The sequence below is a fragment of the Tenacibaculum gallaicum genome, from assembly GCF_003387615.1.
GTDB lineage: Bacteria > Bacteroidota > Bacteroidia > Flavobacteriales > Flavobacteriaceae > Polaribacter > Polaribacter gallaicus.
This window is the reverse complement of record NZ_QUNS01000004.1, coordinates 206,603-225,923: the sequence shown is the minus strand read 5'-3', so window position 1 is coordinate 225,923 and position 19,321 is coordinate 206,603. Positions and strand designations below refer to the sequence as shown.

Sequence of the window (19,321 nt, the reverse complement as noted above, 5' to 3'; positions counted from 1 at the left end):
TTGCTTTTTAGCAACCAGTTTTTAAACAAATTTTTAACTAAAAATCCTTCTAAAATGAGAACTATTAAAATAATTATATGTGCTATTTTAAGTAGTACCATATTAAGTTGTACAACTTCAAAAACAACAAAAGTAGCCAACCAAGAAGCCTATAATAAGTATTTGCAAAATACAAAAACTACTTCAGAATCGTTAGCTCAAAAAGAATTAGATTTTTGGCAGAAAAAACTAAACAATCAGCCAACACAATATCCGTATTTAAGTAAACTAGCGAAGGCTAATACATTACTTTTTTCAGAAAAGGGAAACATTTCTTACTTGATAGAAGCGGAAAAAAAGCTATTAAAAATCAACCAAAAAACGAATTATAACAAAGCTTCGCACTTAAGATCTTTAGCGAGAAACTATATTTCTCAACATCGATTCAAAGAGTCGCTAGAATTATTAAAAAAAGCTGAGGTAAACGGTGAAAACCTAAATGCCACTCAAAAAATGTTATTTGATGTTTATTTAGAGTTAGGAGCTCCACAAAAAGCTTCTGAATATTTAGCAAAAATTGAAGATTATTCCGATTTTGATTACTTGATAAGAGTTTCTAAATGGCATGATTATAAAGGGGATTTGTCTTCAGCAATTCGTTTTATGGAAAAAGCGATGAAGAAAGCAGAAGAAGCGAATAATAGAGAGTTAAAAGCTTGGAGTTATACCAACTTAGCCGATTTTTATGGTCATAACGGACAAATAAAAGACTCTTATAGTTTATACTTAAAAGCATTAGAGTTAGATAATAGCAATGCGTATGCCAAAAAAGGCATTGCTTGGATAGTATATTCTCATGATAAAAATGCGGATGAAGCATTACGAATTTTAGATATAATAAGTAACGAACATTCTTCACCAGATTACTATTTGTTAAAGGCAGAAATAGCCGAGTTTAAGAATAATTTAACAATGAAAGAAAGTAATATAGAGGTATATTTATCGGCTGTAAAAAATAACCTATACGGTGTAATGTATAATCAGCATTTAGCTAAATTGTATTTAGAAGAATTAAATGATGCACCAAAAGCATTGTCATATATTGAAAAAGAAATAGAGAATAGACCTACACCGCAATCGTACGATTTATTAGCTTGGTATTATTATAAAAATAAAGATTTTACAAAAGCTTTAGAAATAATCAATACACATGTAGTAGATAAAACTTTCGAGCCTAAAGTACAATATCATATAGCTGAAATTTACAAGGCAAATGGAGTTAAAGATAAAGCTATGGCTTTAAAAGAAGAGTTATTAGAAAGCTCTTTTGAATTAGGACCATTGATGACAGAAAAAATTTTAAGTATATAATCAAACCTCAATATTTTGAAAACAAAGATTTTATTTTTAGTGGTACTACTAGGTAGCTGCCATGTATTTTCACAGCATTTTAAAGGAAAAGTTTTAAATGTCAATAAAAAACCTTTAGAGAACGTGTATGTATATAATACTACCAGTAATAGTCATACACATACAAAAGTTAGTGGAGAATTTATTTTAGATAACTCGAAAGTAGGAGATATTATTGAGTTTGGAATTTTAGGGTATAAAAAAATCAATTTACAATTAGATAGTGAGGATTTAAAATTTCCAAAAACAGTTGTCTTAAAGATGAAAAGTTTTTTATTAGATGAAATGGTATTGTCTAATAAAAGAGACCCATTACAAACAATTGTTAGGGTTGATTTAGATAAAAAACCAGTAAGTTCATCTCAACAAATTCTACAGCGAGTACCAGGACTTTTTATCGGTCAACATGCTGGAGGAGGAAAGGCAGAACAAATTTTTTTAAGAGGTTTTGATATAGATCACGGTACAGATATAGCATTATCGGTAGATGGAACACCTGTGAATATGGTTTCTCATGCACACGGACAAGGGTACAGTGACTTACACTTTATAATTCCTGAAACAATTGAAAAAATTAATTTCGGAAAAGGGCCTTACTACGCTAGTAAAGGAGATTTTAATACTGCTGGATATGTAGATTTTAAAACAAAAACATATTTACAAAACAGTCAAGTAGAAGTAGGTATAGGGCAGTTCAATACATTTAGAACGTTAGGAATGTTTAATTTGTTAGATAAGAATAGTACTGATAATGCCTATGTTGCCATTGAATATTTAGAAACAGATGGTTTTGTAGAGTCTCCTCAGAATTTTAGTAGAATTAATATCTTTACAAAGTATAGAACTTTTTTAAAGGATAATAGTAGTTTATCAGTATCAGCTTCACATTTTACTAGTAAATGGGATGCTTCTGGGCAAATACCACAAAGAGAAGTTGATAATGGAAATATTACTCGTTTTGGTTCAATAGATGATACTGAAGGAGGAACAACATCGAGAACAAACATAAACTTAGAACATTCAAAAGTTTTAAAGAATGACGTTAGTGTAACTTCAAACGTTTTCTATTCAAATTATAACTTCAATTTATTCTCAAACTTTACTTTCTTTTTAGACGATCCTGTGAATGGAGATCAAATAAAACAAACCGAAAACAGAGATATTTTTGGTTTTAATACACAATTTAAAAAGAAAACATATATATCAAATACTCCTGTAGAATTAACTTTTGGAACAGGTTTACGTGCTGATATTGCAGATAATTTAGAGTTATCTCATACACTTCAAAGAAAAGAAGTGTTAGATCAAATTCAATTAGGAAAGGTGAACCAAACAAACTATTATGCTTTTGTAAATAGTGAGTTTGAATTCGGAAAATTTATGGTAGCACCAGCGTTACGTTTAGATTACTTAAAGTTTAACTATAATGATTATTTATTAGATGAGTACAAAACGTTTTCTAAATCACAAGTAGTAGTAAATCCTAAAGTAAATCTAACGTATACTCCAAATGAAAAAATTCAACTGTTTTTAAAATCAGGAATTGGATTTCATTCAAATGATACTAGGGTAGTGGCAACACAACCTAATAGAAAAACATTACCAAGAGCTTATGGTGTTGATTTGGGAACAGTTTGGAAGCCTACTTCAAGAATAGCTATAAATACAGCATTATGGTATTTGCTTTCAGAAGATGAATTAGTTTATGTTGGAGATGCAGGTATTGTTGAACCATCAGGAGAAGCACAACGTTATGGAATAGATTTAGGCCTTAGATATCAATTAACAGATTGGTTGTATTTTGATAGTGATGCTACTTTTACAAAAGCAGAAAGTGTTGAAGATCCGTCAGGTGAAAATAATATTCCTTTAGCACCTAAAGTAACTGTAACAGGGGGATTATCAGTAAATAATTACAAGAATTTTTCTGGAGGAGTACATTACAGATATATAGGAGATAGACCTGCAAATGAAGACAATTCAATAGTTGCAGAAGGTTATTTTGTTACTGATGCGAATATTAGTTATAAAATAAATAACATAACACTAGGTGTAGCTTTAGAAAACATTTTTGACGTTGCTTGGAATGAAACCCAGTTTGCTACTGAATCGAGGTTGCAAAATGAGCCAAATCCAGAGGAAGAAATTCACTTTACACCAGGAACTCCGTTTTCTGCAAAAGCCACCATACGATATTCTTTTTAAAGTAAATGATAGTCCGGGGGGACTTGATTAAGTTGTCATTTTTTTAGAAGGATTAATGGCAACGAAAATATAGCCGCTTTAAGCGGCTATATTAGTTTATATATATAATAATTATATTAGTTTATATATATAATAATTATATTATACTGCACCTAGAGTATATAATTGTTCTAAAGTAGGTGTTTCGCTTCCACCTGCAGGCTCTAGAGTAATACCAAAAGCTTGCGATTCATTAGGATTGTTAATGGTGAATATTTTAGTATCACTAGCTGTAAAATTATCTATCGTTCCTAAACTGGTAGGAGATAACGGACTAAGTTTTAAAGACCATACTTGGTACACCTTTCCTTCTGGCGGATTAGGTAACCCTTGCACATCTAAGTAAATGTTTTTAGAGTTTTTATTCCAATATACCTTTGCGTAAGCTTCAGGAGATACTTTTTGTCCTTGTAACGGAACGGTAAGAATATCTTTACTTCTTATTACTGCTAAAAGTTTTTTGTTTTCAGCTAAATCAGTATTTGTTTTGTCTAATTGAACTTCATATTGCTCTTTAGCTTCATTAATAGTATCTATTTGACCTTGCAAATTAGCACTCTTATTTAAAGACAAAATTAAGGTACTACCAACAACTAAGGCAGCAGCCCATCCAGTATAAGTTACCCAATTATTTTTTGATGTTCGTAAAGGAATTGTTTTTACTGAATCTTCTTTTTCTTGTAACATTTTAATTAAAACGTCTTTAAAAGAATTTTCAACATCTTTAGGGGCAACATGAGACGTAAGAATAGAAATTGACTTTTCAATTTCTTTTACTTCTTCTAAAATCTCAGGATGTTTCATCATTAAACTATATACCTGCTCATTTTCTTTTTCAGAAAGAGCTCCAGCTACATACAGTTCTAATATTCCAGATTCTATGTGTTTATTTCTAGCCATTATTTAAGCATAAGTCTTAATTCGTTAATACAGTTTCGGCTTCTAGTTTTTACAGTACCAAGAGGCATCTTTAAACTTTCAGAAACCTCTTTTTGTGTAAAGCCTTTAAAGTAAAGAAGCTCTATAACCTTAATACAAGTATCTTTTAACTTGTTTACAAAGTTTTTTATACCAATTGCATCTGTTTGAGAATTCAAGCTATCATGGTTTTCTAATATATCTACGAAAATTTCAGCATCAAGGTTTTTTGAATTGTTCTTAAAGTTTTTAGATCTTGTTTTGTCAATAGCAGCATTTCTAGCAATATTAATAATCCACGTAAAAAAACGCCCTTTTTTCTCAGAGTATGTATTTGCATTATTCCAAGCTTTTATAAAAACATCTTGTGTTATTTCTTCAGCTATTTTTTGATCTCTAACAATATTGTAAATTACACCAGTAACGCTTTGTTTATACATTTCGTAGAGACTTTCAAAAGCTTTTACATCTTTGTTTTTAAAATTTTTAACGAGGGATTCTAGTTGCATATAGTTAATTGATTGGAGTACAAAATACTAAAAATCATTTAGAATCATAACTCCATGGTTTAAATTATAAACTTCCTGCAAAAAAACAAGCCTCATCATAAGAAAATGATGAGGCTTGTTTTGCTATAACTATAATGTAACTACTTAAAGTCTTTAAGTGAGTTATTAATTAATAGTTTTAATTGATTTTTGTGAGCTCTAGTAGCAATATTTCCAACACCATTACTTACCTGTGATTTAACTTTGTTTAAATTATACAAAGCCATAGATTTAGAGGCATTAGTATATTTACTTTTACTACTAATCATTTTTAGTAGCATTTTGGTGTATTCAGTTTGTAAATTTTGACGGAAAGAGTTTACATTGGTGTTTATATCAGCCTTAAAGATTGCATTATTAAGGTCTGTCATAAAACTAGCTAATTTATATTGATTTCCATATAATTCTGAATCAGAAATTCTTTGTAAAGTATTTCTGTGTAAAATATGATTTAAAACTCTTTTTTGATAACTTAAAACCTCAGCATGGATTTTAGGATCTTCTGATCCAGAGAAAAAGTTAAATCCACGTCTTTGTCTTGCTAAATAGTTATATAAGTCCTTAGGAGCTTTAAAGGCATCTGGAGCAAAAACATATGTTTTTAAAGCATCCATAGCTCTTTTTTGATCTGTTAAACTTACTGGGGTATAAGGTTGGTTAGCACTTTCTTGACCAGATACAGCTCTATCCACATAAACACCACCTATAAATCTAGAAATAACATCGCCGGCTCTAGCAGCTTGTCCGTTTAAGATATAATAAGCATTTCTAAGTTCTTCATAGGTTTCTCCATTTTTTGAAAAACGTTGTTTAATGTTTTTCATCATATTATTAGCCAGTTTAATGCGGTTAATTGAATATTTGATTTGATCGTTTGATAAATCGCCTGTCATAACACGAGGGTCTATTGCCTTACCAGGAGAACGCATATCATCAGCATCGTTACCAAAAATTAATTCCGGTTTTGTTGATTGTGCTAATAAAGCGTCCATTTCAGCTCTGTTTTTAAAAGGAGTATAACCGTATTGAATAGCCCAAATATCATAAGGCCCTACAGCAGTATCATAATATTGCCCTTGTTTACTTCTATCAAGAGTTAAATTAATAGCAGCATAATCCATTACAGAACCAGTTAAGCATTTTCCTTTTATAAAATCAGGGTCAGCTAGTTGTTCTGGAGTAAACAATTGACTTGCTTTCATATTATGGTTTAAACCTAGTGTATGACCTACTTCGTGCATGATTAATGATTTCATAGCTTCTCTTTTCATACCTTCCATTTCTAAATCAGAAGCACCTGTAACTGCTAAAACTGTTTTACCAAACATGGTGTTTTCGTGCATTAAATGACCTGCTGAACAGTACATAAGGTTGTTTTTATTGGTAAAAATAGCACGTGCCTCTTCTTCTGAAGAAGCTTTTGATATATCACCAAATATTTTATTGTATTTCACACGATTGGTAAAGTGAACATATTCAAGCATAATATCTGCCCCTAAAATTTCTCCTGTTTTAGGGTTCACAAAACTAGGTCCGTAACCACCAAAAGGAGGATTAGGAGAAGAGGTCCAACGTAGTACGTTGTAACGAACATCACCAGCATCCCATGTAGCATTATCTGGTTGAACTTTTACAACCATAGTATTTTTAAATCCAGCTTTTTCAAAAGCTTCGTTCCAAGCTAAAACACCTTCTTTTATAGTTTCAATAAACTCTTTAGGTGTTGAGTTTTCAATCCACCAAGTAATTGGTTTTACAGGTTCTGAAATGGCTAATTCAGGGTTTTTCTTAATAAGCTTCCAACGATGTATAAAATCTCTATAGTTCACAGTTTGTGTAGAGGTCATATCGTTAGTGTTTGTTAAAAAATAACCTACTCTTGGGTCATCTATTCTGGTTTGATAGTTGTTCTCAGGAACGTTCATAAACGTATGAAAAACCTTTATAGAAATATACCTACCATCTTTAATAGCTCTTGACCCTTGGTTTAAAACCGAAGGATTGTTGTATACATATTCAGTTTTAATGTTGGTGTTTTCTGGATAGTTTTTTATGGTATTTATTTTTGACTTTTTCTTATCAAATCTACCTAGCTTAAATGCAAAAGGTGAACTTTTAGGAAAGTTTGGAGCTTTAATTCGAGTAAAAGCTTCAGAAATAAATAAGGTATTAGCATCTATAAGATATTCTCCTTTTTTTTCATCAGAGGCTAAAATTTTAGTACTTGCTATAATAGCATCGCTAATATTTGCTTTGGCTGATTTAGAAATAGCATTATTTTTATCGAAATAAAATGAAGTATTAGGAGCAACAAACTCAATTTTATTAAAGTGTTTTTTTATATTGAAAATGCTAGAACCTTTATAAGCGCCTCTAAAAGCACCAGCCTCTGTAACACCATCAGCAATTTGTGAGAAATAAATAAAATCTTTGTTTAATTGTTCTTTTTTCAATAGTAACTTAACATTACCGGTAACTGAGTCTTGGAAAATAGTAAATAAACCGTCTAGTTTTTTACTACTTTTTGTTAAGCTTTTAATTGTTTTTTTGGGTTCCTTTTTTTTTGATTTAGAAGAAATTTCTGTTTTAGCTTTGTTCTTTTTCTTTTTCCTTTTTTGAGCATTTATGTCTTGAATGCCGATTATTGAAATGGTTAAAAAAAGTAAACAAACTAACTTTAGTTGTTTTGTAAACATAATAATTTGTTTGAGTTGATAAATAAGGTAACCAATTTACTTTATATTATTGTCTATTATTGTTAATTATATTATAAAACTTAACAGTTTATTCTTAATAGGTTAAATATTCTGAGGCTTATCTCATACAAAAAAAGTAATCATTGGGTGCATGTCCATATATTATATTCATCATCATAGAAGCTATAATATTTCAATACTTCTATACCCGTTTAGTTTGTTTGATTAAATATAGAGGTTTGATTTAAGACCTAAAGAGATAATATTTTAAAGGAAGCTTGTTTTAACTATTGAAGATGATATGAATGAGATTCACTTTTGGGGATAGGAAGAGGTAAGAAATACGTTTATTTTTACTTCAGAATGTTCGGACTTACAGTCCAACTAAAATAGTTAGGGGGATTACCATATTATAGCAAGGGAGATTTTTTACAAACACGAGGTGTTAAATGTGCTTTGCAGTGAGGTTCGTTATGAAACTGTATATATTCAATCATTACCATTTAGCCGATTAGCAGGTAGAGTGTTAGCAATGGCGCCTCAAACAGGCAAAGGTGATAGAGGAGAAGGAAGTGTTTTAGGTGGTTTAGGAGATATCTTAGATGGAGATAATCGTTTTTAATTATAACCTATAAAGTAGTACTGAATATAAAAAGCAGCTAAATTAAATTTTAGCTGCTTTTTTTAGTTTGTGTTAGTTTTTAAGTTTTAAATACCTAACTCTTCAAACATATTGATTAAACGCTCTCCTTGTGATGGAGCAGGAGCATTAGGACTTACAATATTACCTTCAGGATCTATTAAAATAAATCTTGGTAATCCTTTAATTAAGAAGTTTTGTGCCCACTCTAATTTTAAGTGACTATCACCTGCCATTAACTGTATACCAGTCATTTCTCTGTCTTGAATGGTTTCTTTCCATTTTTCGTCATTACCCTTCGCGTCAACATTAATACTTACAAACTCAATGTTTTTACCATGGTATTCTTGCTCTAATCGCTTTAACAAAGGAATTTCTCTTTTACAATACGCACACCAAGTAGCCCAAACATCAATATATAAGTACTTCCCATGTCCTAATAAATCATCAAAAGAAGTTGTTCCGCCATTATAGTTTACATAGTTTGTAAATTTAGGTGCAGGTTGCCCTTTAGCAGTAGTTTTTAAAAGATCGTAGTCTTTAGTAATTTCTTTTTTATGTGTTTCATTTGTAGAATATGCCATAAATTTTCTGTAAAACTCTTTTAAGTCACTGGTATATGTTATACTGCTTTCAGCACTATTATATAATAAATCATTTTTTGCAATTGTATCGGTAACTTCAGTTTGAACTGTTTCTAAATAAGTCAAGTATAAATCTTCACCTTCTTTGTTTTTTTCTTTAGCTATGTTGTTTAACTCAGTTTCTAACATTGCTCTATAGAAGTATGAAGTAGAATAGTCGCCACCACTATAGTTAAAGTTTTCTAGTGGGTCAGGAAAATTTTCAGAAACAGTGAAATCTTTATTTCCTGTTAACGTTCTGTGATAATCTTGATAATTATATAAGTTTCTTAAACATTCATAGTCAATGTTTTTTACTTCTTTTTTTAAGAAATCAGCAGGTAATTGTTTAGAGATAGAAGCTTCGGTTACAGCATCTTTATATTCATTAGTTTTTGCTAAAAACTCTTCTTCTTCTAAAGCAAAATATTGATTAGCACTAACAAGTATTTCAGGCCAAGTTTTTTGTTTTTCATGAAGGTAACTATTTATTCTTTTGTTAGTACCTTCAAAATTAATAAAGTCAGGGTTATCGTAATCAAAGACAATACCTGTATCATCAGTTTTTGTTAAATATAAATTGATAGTTTTAATAGGTTTAGTATTATAAACTAACGTGTAATACCCATTTCTATTAATTTTAAGGGTATCGATAAAAGAACCAGTTTTTTTATCAAACTTTATTTTCTTTTCAAACTGAAAGCCATTTAAAGTAACATTTCTTTTTTTAAAGTTGTCAATCTTTCCAGTTAAAACTAAGTAGTCTTTAACAGGCTTCTCTTCCTTTTTACATGAAATTATGGTAACTCCTAAGAGGACTAAAAGTACTAGTTTTTTCATTGTTTAATGTTTAGTGAAAATATGGTGTTTAAGGCGCCGAAGTTACTTTTTTTAACTTTTTTATCAAAGAAATTAACATTTTATTTAAACTAAGCTTTATTTTTTACAAAAAATCACCTTGGAGTTTTATCTTTTTTTTGGTTCTTTGTACACCTTAAAAATATTAAAATGGATACTACACATATAATAAATTCACAACCAGTAGGTTTAGAAGATATTCATGGTATTTTACTACTAGATAAAAAACTTTCTTTATCAGAAGAATCAACTGAAAAGATATTAAAATGCCGCGCCTATCTTGACGAAAAAATGAAAACTCATAGTGATCCAATTTATGGAATCAATACAGGGTTTGGTTCATTGTGTAATGTTAAGATTAGTGGAGATAATTTGCAACAACTTCAAGAAAACTTAGTAATGAGCCATGCTTGTGGAACAGGTGATGAAGTGCCACAAGAAATTGTAAAGTTAATGTTGTTGCTAAAAATACAATCGTTAAGCTATGGTCATTCTGGAGTACAGTTGGCTACAGTTGAGCGTTTAATAGAGTTTTACAATAACGATATTTTTCCAGTTGTATATACACAAGGTTCGTTGGGGGCATCTGGTGATTTAGCACCGTTAGCACATCTTTCATTACCATTAATTGGTTTAGGAGAAGTGTATGTTTCTGGTGAACGAGTTTCTGGAGAAAGTTTATTAGAAAAATTTGGATGGGAGAAAATAAACTTACAATCTAAAGAAGGTTTAGCACTGTTAAACGGAACTCAATTTATGAGTGCTTATGGTGTTCATAATTTATTAAAAGCGTATAAACTTTCGTACTTAGCAGATGTTATTGGTGCTGTTTCTTTAGAAGCTTTTGACGGAAGAATTGAGCCTTTTAACGAGCTAATTCATTTGGTGCGTCCACATAACGGACAGTTAGCTACAGCAAAACGTATTAAGGAGGTATTAGAAGGTAGTGAGTTAATTCAACAACCAAAAGAACACGTACAAGACCCTTACTCTTTTAGATGTATGCCTCAGGTTCACGGAGCGACAAAAGACACATTGGAGTTTGTAAAGAAAACATTCATTACAGAAATCAATTCGGTAACGGATAACCCAAATGTATTTGTTGATGAAGATATTATTGTTTCAGGAGGAAACTTTCACGGACAACCATTAGCTTTAGCTTTAGATTATTTAGCGATTGCAATTGCTGAATTAGGAAATATTTCGGAAAGAAGAACCTACCAGTTAGTTTCTGGTTTAAGAGGATTACCTGACTTTTTGGTGTCCAATCCAGGATTAAATAGCGGATTTATGATTCCACAGTATACAGCAGCTAGTATTGTAAGTGCAAACAAGCAACTTTGTACACCATCTAGTGTAGATTCTATCGTGTCAAGTAACGGACAAGAAGACCACGTAAGTATGGGAGCTAACGGGGCTGTTAAAGCTAAAAAGGTAATAGATAATGTATGTTCTGTATTAGCTATTGAATTGATGAATGCTTCTCAAGGACTTTCTTTTAGAAAAAATAACACTTCTGAATTTTTAACTTCTTTTGTAAGTATGTTTAGACAAGATGTACCTATAGTAAATGATGACAGAGTATTGCATAACGACATTAAAAAAGCAGAAAGCTTTATTAATAGCTTAACTATTGAAGTTGAGGAATTGTTTTAAGCAATTATAAAAAATAGTATAAAAAAGCTCAAACTGTAAAATTTTACAATTTGAGCTTTTTGTTTGTTATTGATGGTTAACTTCCAAAACTAGAATATAAGAAGAATACAATTGAAGCATTTCTATACGCGTCATTTTTAACAGGTGATATTTTCATTCCTGTACTTTCATTTCCTCTCATTAATTCACCATTTTCAGACCATTCGATAAAAGTTTCTGAACCATTGTCCATTTTCCCGTTTTCGTCAATTTTAATTAGAGTTTTACCTTCTGAATCTTGAAGTATGTTACCTTCTCCTATTGTTGCGATTACAGTTCCGTTTTTATCTGTCACAGTTCCATCTTTTGAAATATTACCATTCACTTCATTATTAATAATAATACTTCCGTTTGTTTGTACGATAATTCCAGTTTCTCCATCTGCATTTTTAATTTCAAAGTCAGTTTTAGCTCCACAAGAAATTAAGAATACTAAGCTTAAGCATAAAAATAATTTTTTCATAATATTGAATTTTTAGTTTGCCTACTTTCTATTTTTGGGGTTCGGCTGTTCCCGTTGTTTTTAATATTTTAAGAAATGTTAGAATTTCATTTTTTTGAACTTCTCCACACTCTTTTGCAATAGATAAAGTTTTATTAATAAAATTTGTAGTAAAAAAAAAATTAATCAGAGAGGTAGACTCTTTAGATAAGAAAACCCCTTTAAGTTCTTTCTTGATAAAATTTTGGTTTGTACTATAATCTCTTCCTGAAGTTATAAAGCTAAAAATAATTTTCCTAAGAGCTTCATAAGTAACATCAAGTTGCTCATATATTACCATTTCTGTTAGTATTTGTAGCTCAATATCACCAAGATTTACATTACTTAGATGAATATGTCCCGAAATAAGAGATTTCATATTATCTGATTTATTTTTGTAATTGTTTTTTAAATAAATCCAATCTTTTTCATCGAGATTCTTAATAATATCTTTATCGATAGCTTGATGGGCATACTCAACCCAATCCATAGAATCTGTTCCCTCTTTTTCATATTTTTCTAACTCAGAGAAAAGTTTTTTAATGTTTGGTGTCATATTTTTTGCCCTTCTTTTATGTTAGGATTGATGTTAATGTGTTTGTTTATAGTTTTTTATGTGTAAAGATGTAGGTGTACAGGTTTTTTTAGATTAACTAAAAGTAATACGTTATTTTAACGTACCATTATTAAAAACCAGGTTTAAAATTTGACGTATTTCATAAATGAATTCGAATCTTACAGTTAAACTAGGTTTTATATTAGATACCTGTTGGTTTTTATTCATCTAATTTTTGTAATTCATGAATAGTCCCTGCAATTGGGATTATTTCTTTGCCTATTTTTAAAAAAGTATTAACAGTATTATTTTTTAAGTTAATAACTTGACTAACCCCTAATCCATCTTCTTCAACCCATGAAATAAATAAGGTATAGTTATTTAGTTTTTGTTTAGAGTAAGTTTCATCAGCTTCTCTTCCTTTTTCATTTCCTTTTACACATTTCCAATGTAATGTGGTTTCTGATTTAAAATTAACTTCATAAACATAATCACCATAATTATATTCAAATGATTTTCCTGATAAGGAAACAGTTTCTTTAGGTCTACCTTTTTCCATTTCTGTTAATTCGTCTTTAGATTCATTTTGATTTTTACAGGATATGATTGTTGTTAAAATCATAATAATGAAGATTACTTTTTTCATACTTTATTTTTTATTACTTATGTATTTTAAATATTATTTATATGGTTTTTGACTGTAGCAAATGGTCTGTGTAAGGTTAATGATGCTTTTAAGTAACTAATTTAGCAAATACAAACCTAATAGAAGATTAAAAAGGGGGTAAGTAGGCTTGAACTAGCACTTTTTATAGGATACAATATTGTGTGTAGCTCTTATTTCTTTACAAAATTTTACTGTATGCGGTGTTTTTTATACTCAAGTTTTGTCCATACTTTATTAGAGCTCCTGCAAACAATTCCAACTCGTTATTGACTTTTCTTGAGTGAATATGAAGTTGAAGAGATGTTGGAGTTTTATGAGAAAATATAGAGGCTTTCTCAAAAGTTTTTTCAATAATGTTATCCTACAACTCTATTCCTTTCTTATCAGCAATTTTTTTGATTTCGTTCATAATATTAGTTGGATCTTCTTTTTGGGATTTATCAACACAAACCATTCCTATTGATGAGTTATATTTTGCAGTTATAAGCCCAAAACTTACTATAAAAATAAATTTCGTCCAAATGTCAACCTAAAACGTTATCTTTAAAATCAAAGTCTGTTTTACTGTTTTCCATCAAGTCAATAACCCAATCGATTTTCTCGGAATTGTTTTTCGGATCTTTTCCGAAAATTAATTTCCCTACCTTTTCTTTATGTTTAACAATATCTTTTTGTTTTATATGAGATGCCACATATACACAAGAAGGTAAAATGATATTATTCGGAATTATTTGTTGAATTCTATCATAAATATCTGCACCATTCATCATTGGAAGTAAAATAGTATTGCTTGTTATTATCTTTTACAAACCCTTCGGTTTTTTTAATAAAAGCTCTATTGTAATCTAATTTTTCTTTGAAAGCAAGGTAGAATTTCTTTGGAATTTCAAATTCATCAATAAAAATAACTTCTTTTTTGTGAATTTTGATTTATTAATTTTTCTGGGATTACACTTAATTGTTGGAAAAAAGATAATTTATCAGGATATGCCTTACTGTTAACGATTTTGCGATTTTTAATTCATAAATACTGACTCTCTCAACTATTATTTTTTTTATCAGTGGGTAAAATATTACTATAGATATTCTTATGTGTTCCACTCCAATTATATAAGGTTATAACGTTGTTAACGTCTCCGAATATTTCATTTATCGTGAATTCTATATCGGGAAAGGCACTCAATAGCTGTTTGTTGGTAGTATTGAACTCTTTCAAATAATCCTTATCGATAAACAGATTTACTTTATCTAGTTGCTTTTGGTATAAGATTTTGTAAAATTTACTTGTTTTTTACCTCAGTTCTTTGTTGTACTTAGTACTTTATTCTTTAAACTCAATACTCAGAAGTATAGCCATAGCTTCTTTAAAATTAGTGTCATAAATACTTTTAAGAGAAGAATAATTGTAATTATAATATTCTTCATTATGTTCAAAATAGATAGTATATCTTTTATAGTTTTTTCCGTTCCACTTTGATTCGGTTTCAAGAGTGTAAACATCTCCGAGTTGACTGTTTTCAACTAATAAGGCTTCTTGAGATGTAATATTAAGGGTTTTATTGGTTTCTTTTATTTGACTTAAAGAAAACTCCTTTAATGACGAAGGTTTTTCTTTTAGCTGATATTGAAAAATAGAAACCAAATTATTGAAGAAATTATCTCCTTTTTTAATGGGAGTATAACCAACATAACCATGATGTTTTATTGGTCTCCAATTATTAGGTCTAACAACAACAAAGTTTTGACTATTTATCCAATTTTGTGTTTCAACTTCAGTTTTATTTTTTTTGACTGATCCACAATTAGATAATATAAAAATCATGAGTAATAAAATAATTTTTTTCATTCAGTTTTTCGTAAGTAAGCTAAAAGTAAGCAATTACTTATAGCCATTGTGCCTGTTGCACAAGTTAGCAAAAAATTGACATTATGTTGATATTTTCCTTTCATAAGATTCTTAAATTGAAGGATGCAAGGCAAAAAACAATATCAGGAAAAGCTATTCAATCAGTTTCAGTTAAGTGAACGCGTTCCCAAAGAAAATTTCTACCGCCGGTTAAAAAAGGTATTGGATTTAGATTATCTATACCAGTTAACCAAAGGCTACTATGGCAGTAGCGGACAAAAGAGTATCGATCCGGTAGTGTTTATTAAACTGTGTCTGGTTGGATATTTTATTCTTTTTAGGTTACGATATCGATGAAGAACTTCCCTGGCACTCTACGATGAGTCGTACGCGTCAATTGTTTCCTGAAGCAGTATTTGAAGAAGTTTTTACTAAGGTATTTGAATTATGTGTGTCTTCGGGGATGGTCAGCGGCCATACCCAGGCTATCGACAGTGCCCCTGTAAAAGCCAATGCCTCGATGGACAGTTTGGAGCTCAAAGTGCCTGAGGAAGAGTTGGAGTCACACCTTCGTAAGGTTCGTCATATTAGCAAAAGAGACAAGGACAAATCGTTACGTCAGGCGAAAGAGAACAAGGCAGGGAAGGAACAACAAACCCTATCGGCCAGTAAAAAGGAGTTACAAGATATTGCCAGCAGGAATATCAAATGGGCAAAAGAACAGGACGGGCGTCCCGGGGCAGGCAATAAAGGAGCCAGATATACCAGCAATAAAACCCATTACAGTCCTACCGATCCCGATGCCCGTATCAGTGTGAAACCGGGAAAGGCTAGGAAACTCAATTACCTCTCCCAACTTACTGTAGATACCTCCAATCATGTTATAACGGATATTAAAGCCTACCATGCCGATGGCAAGGACAACCAACAACTCCCTGATATTGTAAAAAGGGTACAGCGGCGATTATGGAACTCAGGCTTGGTATGGGAAAACTGTGTAGCCGATACGGGGTATAGCAGCGGCGAGAACTATGCCTTTTTAGAGAAGAAACAAATCAAGAGTTTTATCCCACCCCATGGTACCTATAAAGGGAGTCCAAATGGATTTACCTATAATGAATCCGAAGATCATTATATCTGTCCACAAGGAAAGGTGATTCCTTTTAAAAAAGTGTTTTACGAGAAAAAGAACAATACAAAGAAGAAAGAATACCGTGCATCTAAAAAAGTCTGTATCGATTGCCCTATACGTAGGCAATGTTTAGGCAGGACAGCACAGGAAAAGAAATTTACGGTAACGTATTACCGAGGAGAGTACCAACGTAATATAGCCCGGGTGAACAGTCCGCAGGGTCGTTATATGAAAGCCAAACGACAAAGTACTGTAGAACCGGTGTTTGGTACCCTAACCCAGTTTATGGGACTAAGAAAAGTAAATACTATAGGAATTAACCAGGCCAACAAATGTATGCAGCTCTCGGCCATAGCTTACAATCTTAAAAAGTATCTGAAGTTCATTGAAAAACGTACTAAAAGTGGAGCAGTAAACAAGCAAGAGGTTTGTTTTTCTTTAAAAGTAACCATACACCGTATTTTACTTCTTTTTAAGCCTCATATCTTTAACCTGAAACTAAATTACATTGTAAAATAAAAGCCCTCAAAAGGGCTTATTTATATCTTGTTTTGGTGAAATTAATAGCTTGTGCAACGGTTACCATTGTTAGGTGTAGTTGGTTTAAATTCTAAATTAGAACTTTTATAGCAAGAAAGATAACTAATAGAATTGTAATAATCCACGCAAGCAAAGACTTTAGATTCTGTCTATTTATCATTCGTCCATATTTTTCAACATCTGTAGAAAAATTCCAATTCATTCTTTGTGAGGCATGCCTGAAGATACTCATTTGAGAGATTTCAATATATACTAGATAAAAAATACTCCCTATAGGTAAAAGAACATACCATAAGCTAAATAGTGGGTTATCCGCTGGGAATTTAGCAAAACCAATATAAAGTGCTATCAAAATACTATTAATGGTGAATAATTTATCATGTATACGATCGAAGATTGTTTGAAGTTTGTTGGCTGCATCTTCTCCTTCTTTTTCTGCTTTTTTAATTAAACCATCACCTTCCGACATTCGTTCCTTGGTATCAATTCTTACTTCGTTTTTAGCCATTAACTTCAGTATTTGCTGAAGGATTTCATTAGTTTCTTTATTTTCTCCCATACTTTATGTGTGAATTAATTAGGTGTTTACCAATTAGTTAGTCTGTAGTCTTAGTGATATGTTACTGAAGAAAATTGATTTTTAGAACTAAATTAGGGATTTTATTAAATTCCAAATAGGCTTTAAATTTGTCAAAATGGCTCCTGCTACAAATGCGATAACCGAATAAATAATATATCTCTTTAATTGAGTATTCTGTAATTTGAGATTTTCAATAGTCAAATTGTCAATTTCCGATTGTTTTTCAACAACCGAATTCTGATGTTTTAGATTTTCGTTTTGAAGTTTTAAATTTTCTGTTGTTAGATATTGAGTTTCGTTTTCTTTGTTGCTTTCCATTCTCAAATCATAGAAAGTTGTAAAATCCCATCCTTTTTGCGTTAACTTAATACTCTGTAAAGGTGTATATTCTGCTAATTCTAGTTGTTGTAATCTATCTGCTAAAAAAGCAGGCTCAAAATAAGTATGCCCAGAACGATGAAGTTCCCTTTCAAGGCGATAAAAATCCATTCGTCCACTTCTGTCTTTTAGAGTATGAACTATTAATTGTAATGCAGCTTCTTGTCTTTCAATGTTATTCATTTTGTTTAAATTACACCTAACGTTCTGTGTATGGTGTGTATCCCGAAGGGTATGCACTATACACCTTGTTGGCTGTAGTTTTTATATCAATCCTAAGTTTCTGTAGATATGTTCTTTCCAAACTCTATTGTTCTTCTCGTCTTGAGAAACAAGTCTTTTATGTTCATCAATCCAATTGTCTATTGAATGTCGAATTAGAATTTGATTAAATTGTACATTTAGTACTAATTCATCTCTTAAAATAGGTGGATATTTGTCCCAAACACGAGTTTGATTATCTAAAATATTTACTGCTATTATCGGGATTTCTAATTTTAAGGCCACTTCAATTTCCCAACGAACATATTTATAATGAAATCTAGTTTGGCTCCCAACTAAAACTATTAAAAGCTTAGTGTCATTAAATCTTTCACGAAGTCTTCGTTTAATGGTTTCTTCACTACTGTCATCTCGTAAGTTATTTAAATCGTGAGCATCATAAAAGTTAAAATCGATATGGTCAGCAGCTTTCCATTGCTGCATTGCTCTATAATATTCTATATCTCCATCTGCATCAAAGCAAACATAAGTTTTGTTTCTGTATGCCATTAATCTACTTCTTTTATTTGAGGAATTGAATTTGCTAAAATTATTGTTAAGAAAACAAATGATATTATTGTCTCTATTAAAGAAATTCTGTGTCCGACACTACTAATAATAGTTACAGGTTCATAACTTGAAGTTATTGAATTTGATAAACTAAAGAGAAGTGAATCAGATAATGTTGAATAACCATTTTGCCATTTAAAGTTAGAGGAAAAAGGTTGAGCAAATAAATAACCAAAACAGGTCACGTTGAACGCAATTGATAACAATAAATTCAAAAACCTTCTTTTTATTCGGTCAAGGTCAAATTCATTTCTCGCTAATTTTTTTGACCAAGAGTGATGATAGAAATAAGTGTATAAGTTGCAAAAGATTAAATACCAAACAATTGTGTTTGCAAAAGAGTTTTTTATATTAAAAAACCAAAAAAGACTAATCACTATCCATTTAAGTATTATAAATAAATCAACAGCAGCCCTAGAAGCAGTTCTAGTATTTCTTGGATATATTTTTTCTGCTATTTTTTTAAAATATTCAACAAGATTTAGATACTTTAAGTTCTCTATAATCCAATCAAAAATTGTATATATTATTCCTCTCTCCATTTTTTTATAATTACAGCCAACACCCAAATATATGGACATTTCTTTATCAAACAAAATTGTTTTATTTTAAATATTGCGTGTTGTTTATTTGGTTCTTAATCAATGGTTTATGTTTTGTTTTTTGCTGTCTGTAATTTGTATATAAAAATCAAATTAC

Annotated in this window: 18 protein-coding genes and 2 pseudogenes; 5 read left to right on the top strand and 15 right to left on the bottom strand. The window is 30.7% G+C overall.

Annotated elements, in window-relative coordinates; genetic code table 11:
- Nucleotides 1–54: 54 nt before the first annotated feature.
- Together C7448_RS09830 and C7448_RS09825 are read left to right on the top strand one after the other, a co-directional pair.
- Nucleotides 55–1,350 (top strand): tetratricopeptide repeat protein, encoded by a 1,296-nt coding sequence (locus tag C7448_RS09830; protein ID WP_115901196.1) that lies wholly within the window; start codon nucleotides 55–57, stop codon nucleotides 1,348–1,350.
- Between the two features lie 15 nt (nucleotides 1,351–1,365).
- Nucleotides 1,366–3,594, top strand: a complete 2,229-nt coding sequence (locus C7448_RS09825) for a TonB-dependent receptor (RefSeq protein ID WP_115901195.1) — start codon at nucleotides 1,366–1,368, stop codon at nucleotides 3,592–3,594.
- A gap of 141 nt (nucleotides 3,595–3,735) precedes the next feature.
- Here the strand turns inward: C7448_RS09825 and C7448_RS09820 are convergent, their stop codons facing one another.
- From C7448_RS09820 to C7448_RS09810, 3 genes are all read right to left on the bottom strand, one after another.
- Nucleotides 3,736–4,533, bottom strand: a complete 798-nt coding sequence (locus C7448_RS09820) for an anti-sigma factor (protein WP_115901194.1) — start codon at nucleotides 4,531–4,533, stop codon at nucleotides 3,736–3,738.
- Nucleotides 4,533–5,060 carry an RNA polymerase sigma factor gene (locus tag C7448_RS09815; RefSeq protein ID WP_115901193.1) on the bottom strand — a complete coding sequence of 176 codons (528 nt, stop codon included), beginning with the start codon at nucleotides 5,058–5,060 and terminating at the stop codon, nucleotides 4,533–4,535. The genes C7448_RS09820 and C7448_RS09815 overlap by 1 nt, the downstream gene beginning before the upstream one ends.
- A 140-nt stretch (nucleotides 5,061–5,200) precedes the next feature.
- Entirely contained in the window at nucleotides 5,201–7,795 is a 2,595-nt protein-coding gene (locus tag C7448_RS09810; RefSeq protein WP_115901192.1) for a zinc-dependent metalloprotease, read from the bottom strand.
- A 478-nt stretch (nucleotides 7,796–8,273) separates the two neighbouring features.
- Between C7448_RS09810 and C7448_RS09805 the strand changes: the two are divergent.
- Nucleotides 8,274–8,417, top strand: a pseudogene (locus C7448_RS09805) (TIGR00266 family protein); the annotation flags it as partial.
- Nucleotides 8,418–8,503: 86 nt separating this feature from the next.
- On the opposite strand, the gene C7448_RS09800 reads toward C7448_RS09805, so the two are convergent.
- A complete protein-coding gene (locus tag C7448_RS09800; RefSeq protein ID WP_115901191.1) occupies nucleotides 8,504–9,898 on the bottom strand; it encodes a TlpA family protein disulfide reductase in 1,395 nt (464 codons plus the stop codon).
- A 168-nt stretch (nucleotides 9,899–10,066) separates the two neighbouring features.
- On the opposite strand from C7448_RS09800, the gene hutH reads away from it, so the two are divergent.
- Nucleotides 10,067–11,572, top strand: a complete 1,506-nt coding sequence (gene hutH, locus C7448_RS09795) for a histidine ammonia-lyase (protein ID WP_115901190.1) — start codon at nucleotides 10,067–10,069, stop codon at nucleotides 11,570–11,572.
- Between the two features lie 76 nt (nucleotides 11,573–11,648).
- Here the strand turns inward: hutH and C7448_RS09790 are convergent, their stop codons facing one another.
- The 7 genes from C7448_RS09790 to C7448_RS09765 all read right to left on the bottom strand — a co-directional run bounded on the left by C7448_RS09790 (nucleotide 11,649) and on the right by C7448_RS09765 (nucleotide 15,161).
- The gene (locus C7448_RS09790) at nucleotides 11,649–12,074 is read right to left on the bottom strand and encodes a hypothetical protein (protein WP_115901189.1); all 426 of its coding nucleotides are present in this window, start codon (nucleotides 12,072–12,074) and stop codon (nucleotides 11,649–11,651) included.
- A 28-nt stretch (nucleotides 12,075–12,102) separates the two neighbouring features.
- Nucleotides 12,103–12,648 (bottom strand): hypothetical protein, encoded by a 546-nt coding sequence (locus C7448_RS09785; protein ID WP_115901188.1) that lies wholly within the window; start codon nucleotides 12,646–12,648, stop codon nucleotides 12,103–12,105.
- A gap of 220 nt (nucleotides 12,649–12,868) precedes the next feature.
- Nucleotides 12,869–13,294: a MoaF-related domain-containing protein gene (locus C7448_RS09780; protein WP_115901187.1), complete on the bottom strand. Its 426-nt coding sequence runs from the start codon at nucleotides 13,292–13,294 to the stop codon at nucleotides 12,869–12,871.
- Nucleotides 13,295–13,676: 382 nt separating this feature from the next.
- Complete coding sequence (locus tag C7448_RS16175; RefSeq protein ID WP_394342465.1) at nucleotides 13,677–13,799, bottom strand: hypothetical protein; 123 nt, start codon at nucleotides 13,797–13,799, stop codon at nucleotides 13,677–13,679.
- Nucleotides 13,800–13,839: 40 nt separating this feature from the next.
- Nucleotides 13,840–14,085 carry a hypothetical protein gene (locus tag C7448_RS16025; protein WP_245939463.1) on the bottom strand — a complete coding sequence of 82 codons (246 nt, stop codon included), beginning with the start codon at nucleotides 14,083–14,085 and terminating at the stop codon, nucleotides 13,840–13,842.
- Nucleotides 14,086–14,354: 269 nt separating this feature from the next.
- The gene (locus C7448_RS16170) at nucleotides 14,355–14,531 is read right to left on the bottom strand and encodes an ester cyclase (protein ID WP_170137032.1); all 177 of its coding nucleotides are present in this window, start codon (nucleotides 14,529–14,531) and stop codon (nucleotides 14,355–14,357) included.
- A 105-nt stretch (nucleotides 14,532–14,636) separates the two neighbouring features.
- A complete protein-coding gene (locus C7448_RS09765) occupies nucleotides 14,637–15,161 on the bottom strand; it encodes a hypothetical protein (RefSeq protein WP_115901185.1) in 525 nt (174 codons plus the stop codon).
- 123 nt (nucleotides 15,162–15,284) lie between these two features.
- Between C7448_RS09765 and C7448_RS09760 the strand changes: the two are divergent.
- A pseudogene (locus C7448_RS09760) lies at nucleotides 15,285–16,812 on the top strand (IS1182 family transposase).
- 91 nt (nucleotides 16,813–16,903) lie between these two features.
- Here the strand turns inward: C7448_RS09760 and C7448_RS09755 are convergent.
- The 4 genes from C7448_RS09755 to C7448_RS09740 all read right to left on the bottom strand — a co-directional run bounded on the left by C7448_RS09755 (nucleotide 16,904) and on the right by C7448_RS09740 (nucleotide 19,218).
- The gene (locus C7448_RS09755) at nucleotides 16,904–17,392 is read right to left on the bottom strand and encodes a hypothetical protein (protein WP_115901184.1); all 489 of its coding nucleotides are present in this window, start codon (nucleotides 17,390–17,392) and stop codon (nucleotides 16,904–16,906) included.
- A gap of 87 nt (nucleotides 17,393–17,479) precedes the next feature.
- Nucleotides 17,480–17,974 carry a hypothetical protein gene (locus C7448_RS09750; RefSeq protein ID WP_115901183.1) on the bottom strand — a complete coding sequence of 165 codons (495 nt, stop codon included), beginning with the start codon at nucleotides 17,972–17,974 and terminating at the stop codon, nucleotides 17,480–17,482.
- 81 nt (nucleotides 17,975–18,055) lie between these two features.
- Nucleotides 18,056–18,562, bottom strand: a complete 507-nt coding sequence (locus tag C7448_RS09745; RefSeq protein ID WP_115901182.1) for a TIR domain-containing protein — start codon at nucleotides 18,560–18,562, stop codon at nucleotides 18,056–18,058.
- A complete protein-coding gene (locus tag C7448_RS09740; protein ID WP_147300521.1) occupies nucleotides 18,562–19,218 on the bottom strand; it encodes a hypothetical protein in 657 nt (218 codons plus the stop codon). The genes C7448_RS09745 and C7448_RS09740 overlap by 1 nt, the downstream gene beginning before the upstream one ends.
- Nucleotides 19,219–19,321: the final 103 nt, after the last annotated feature.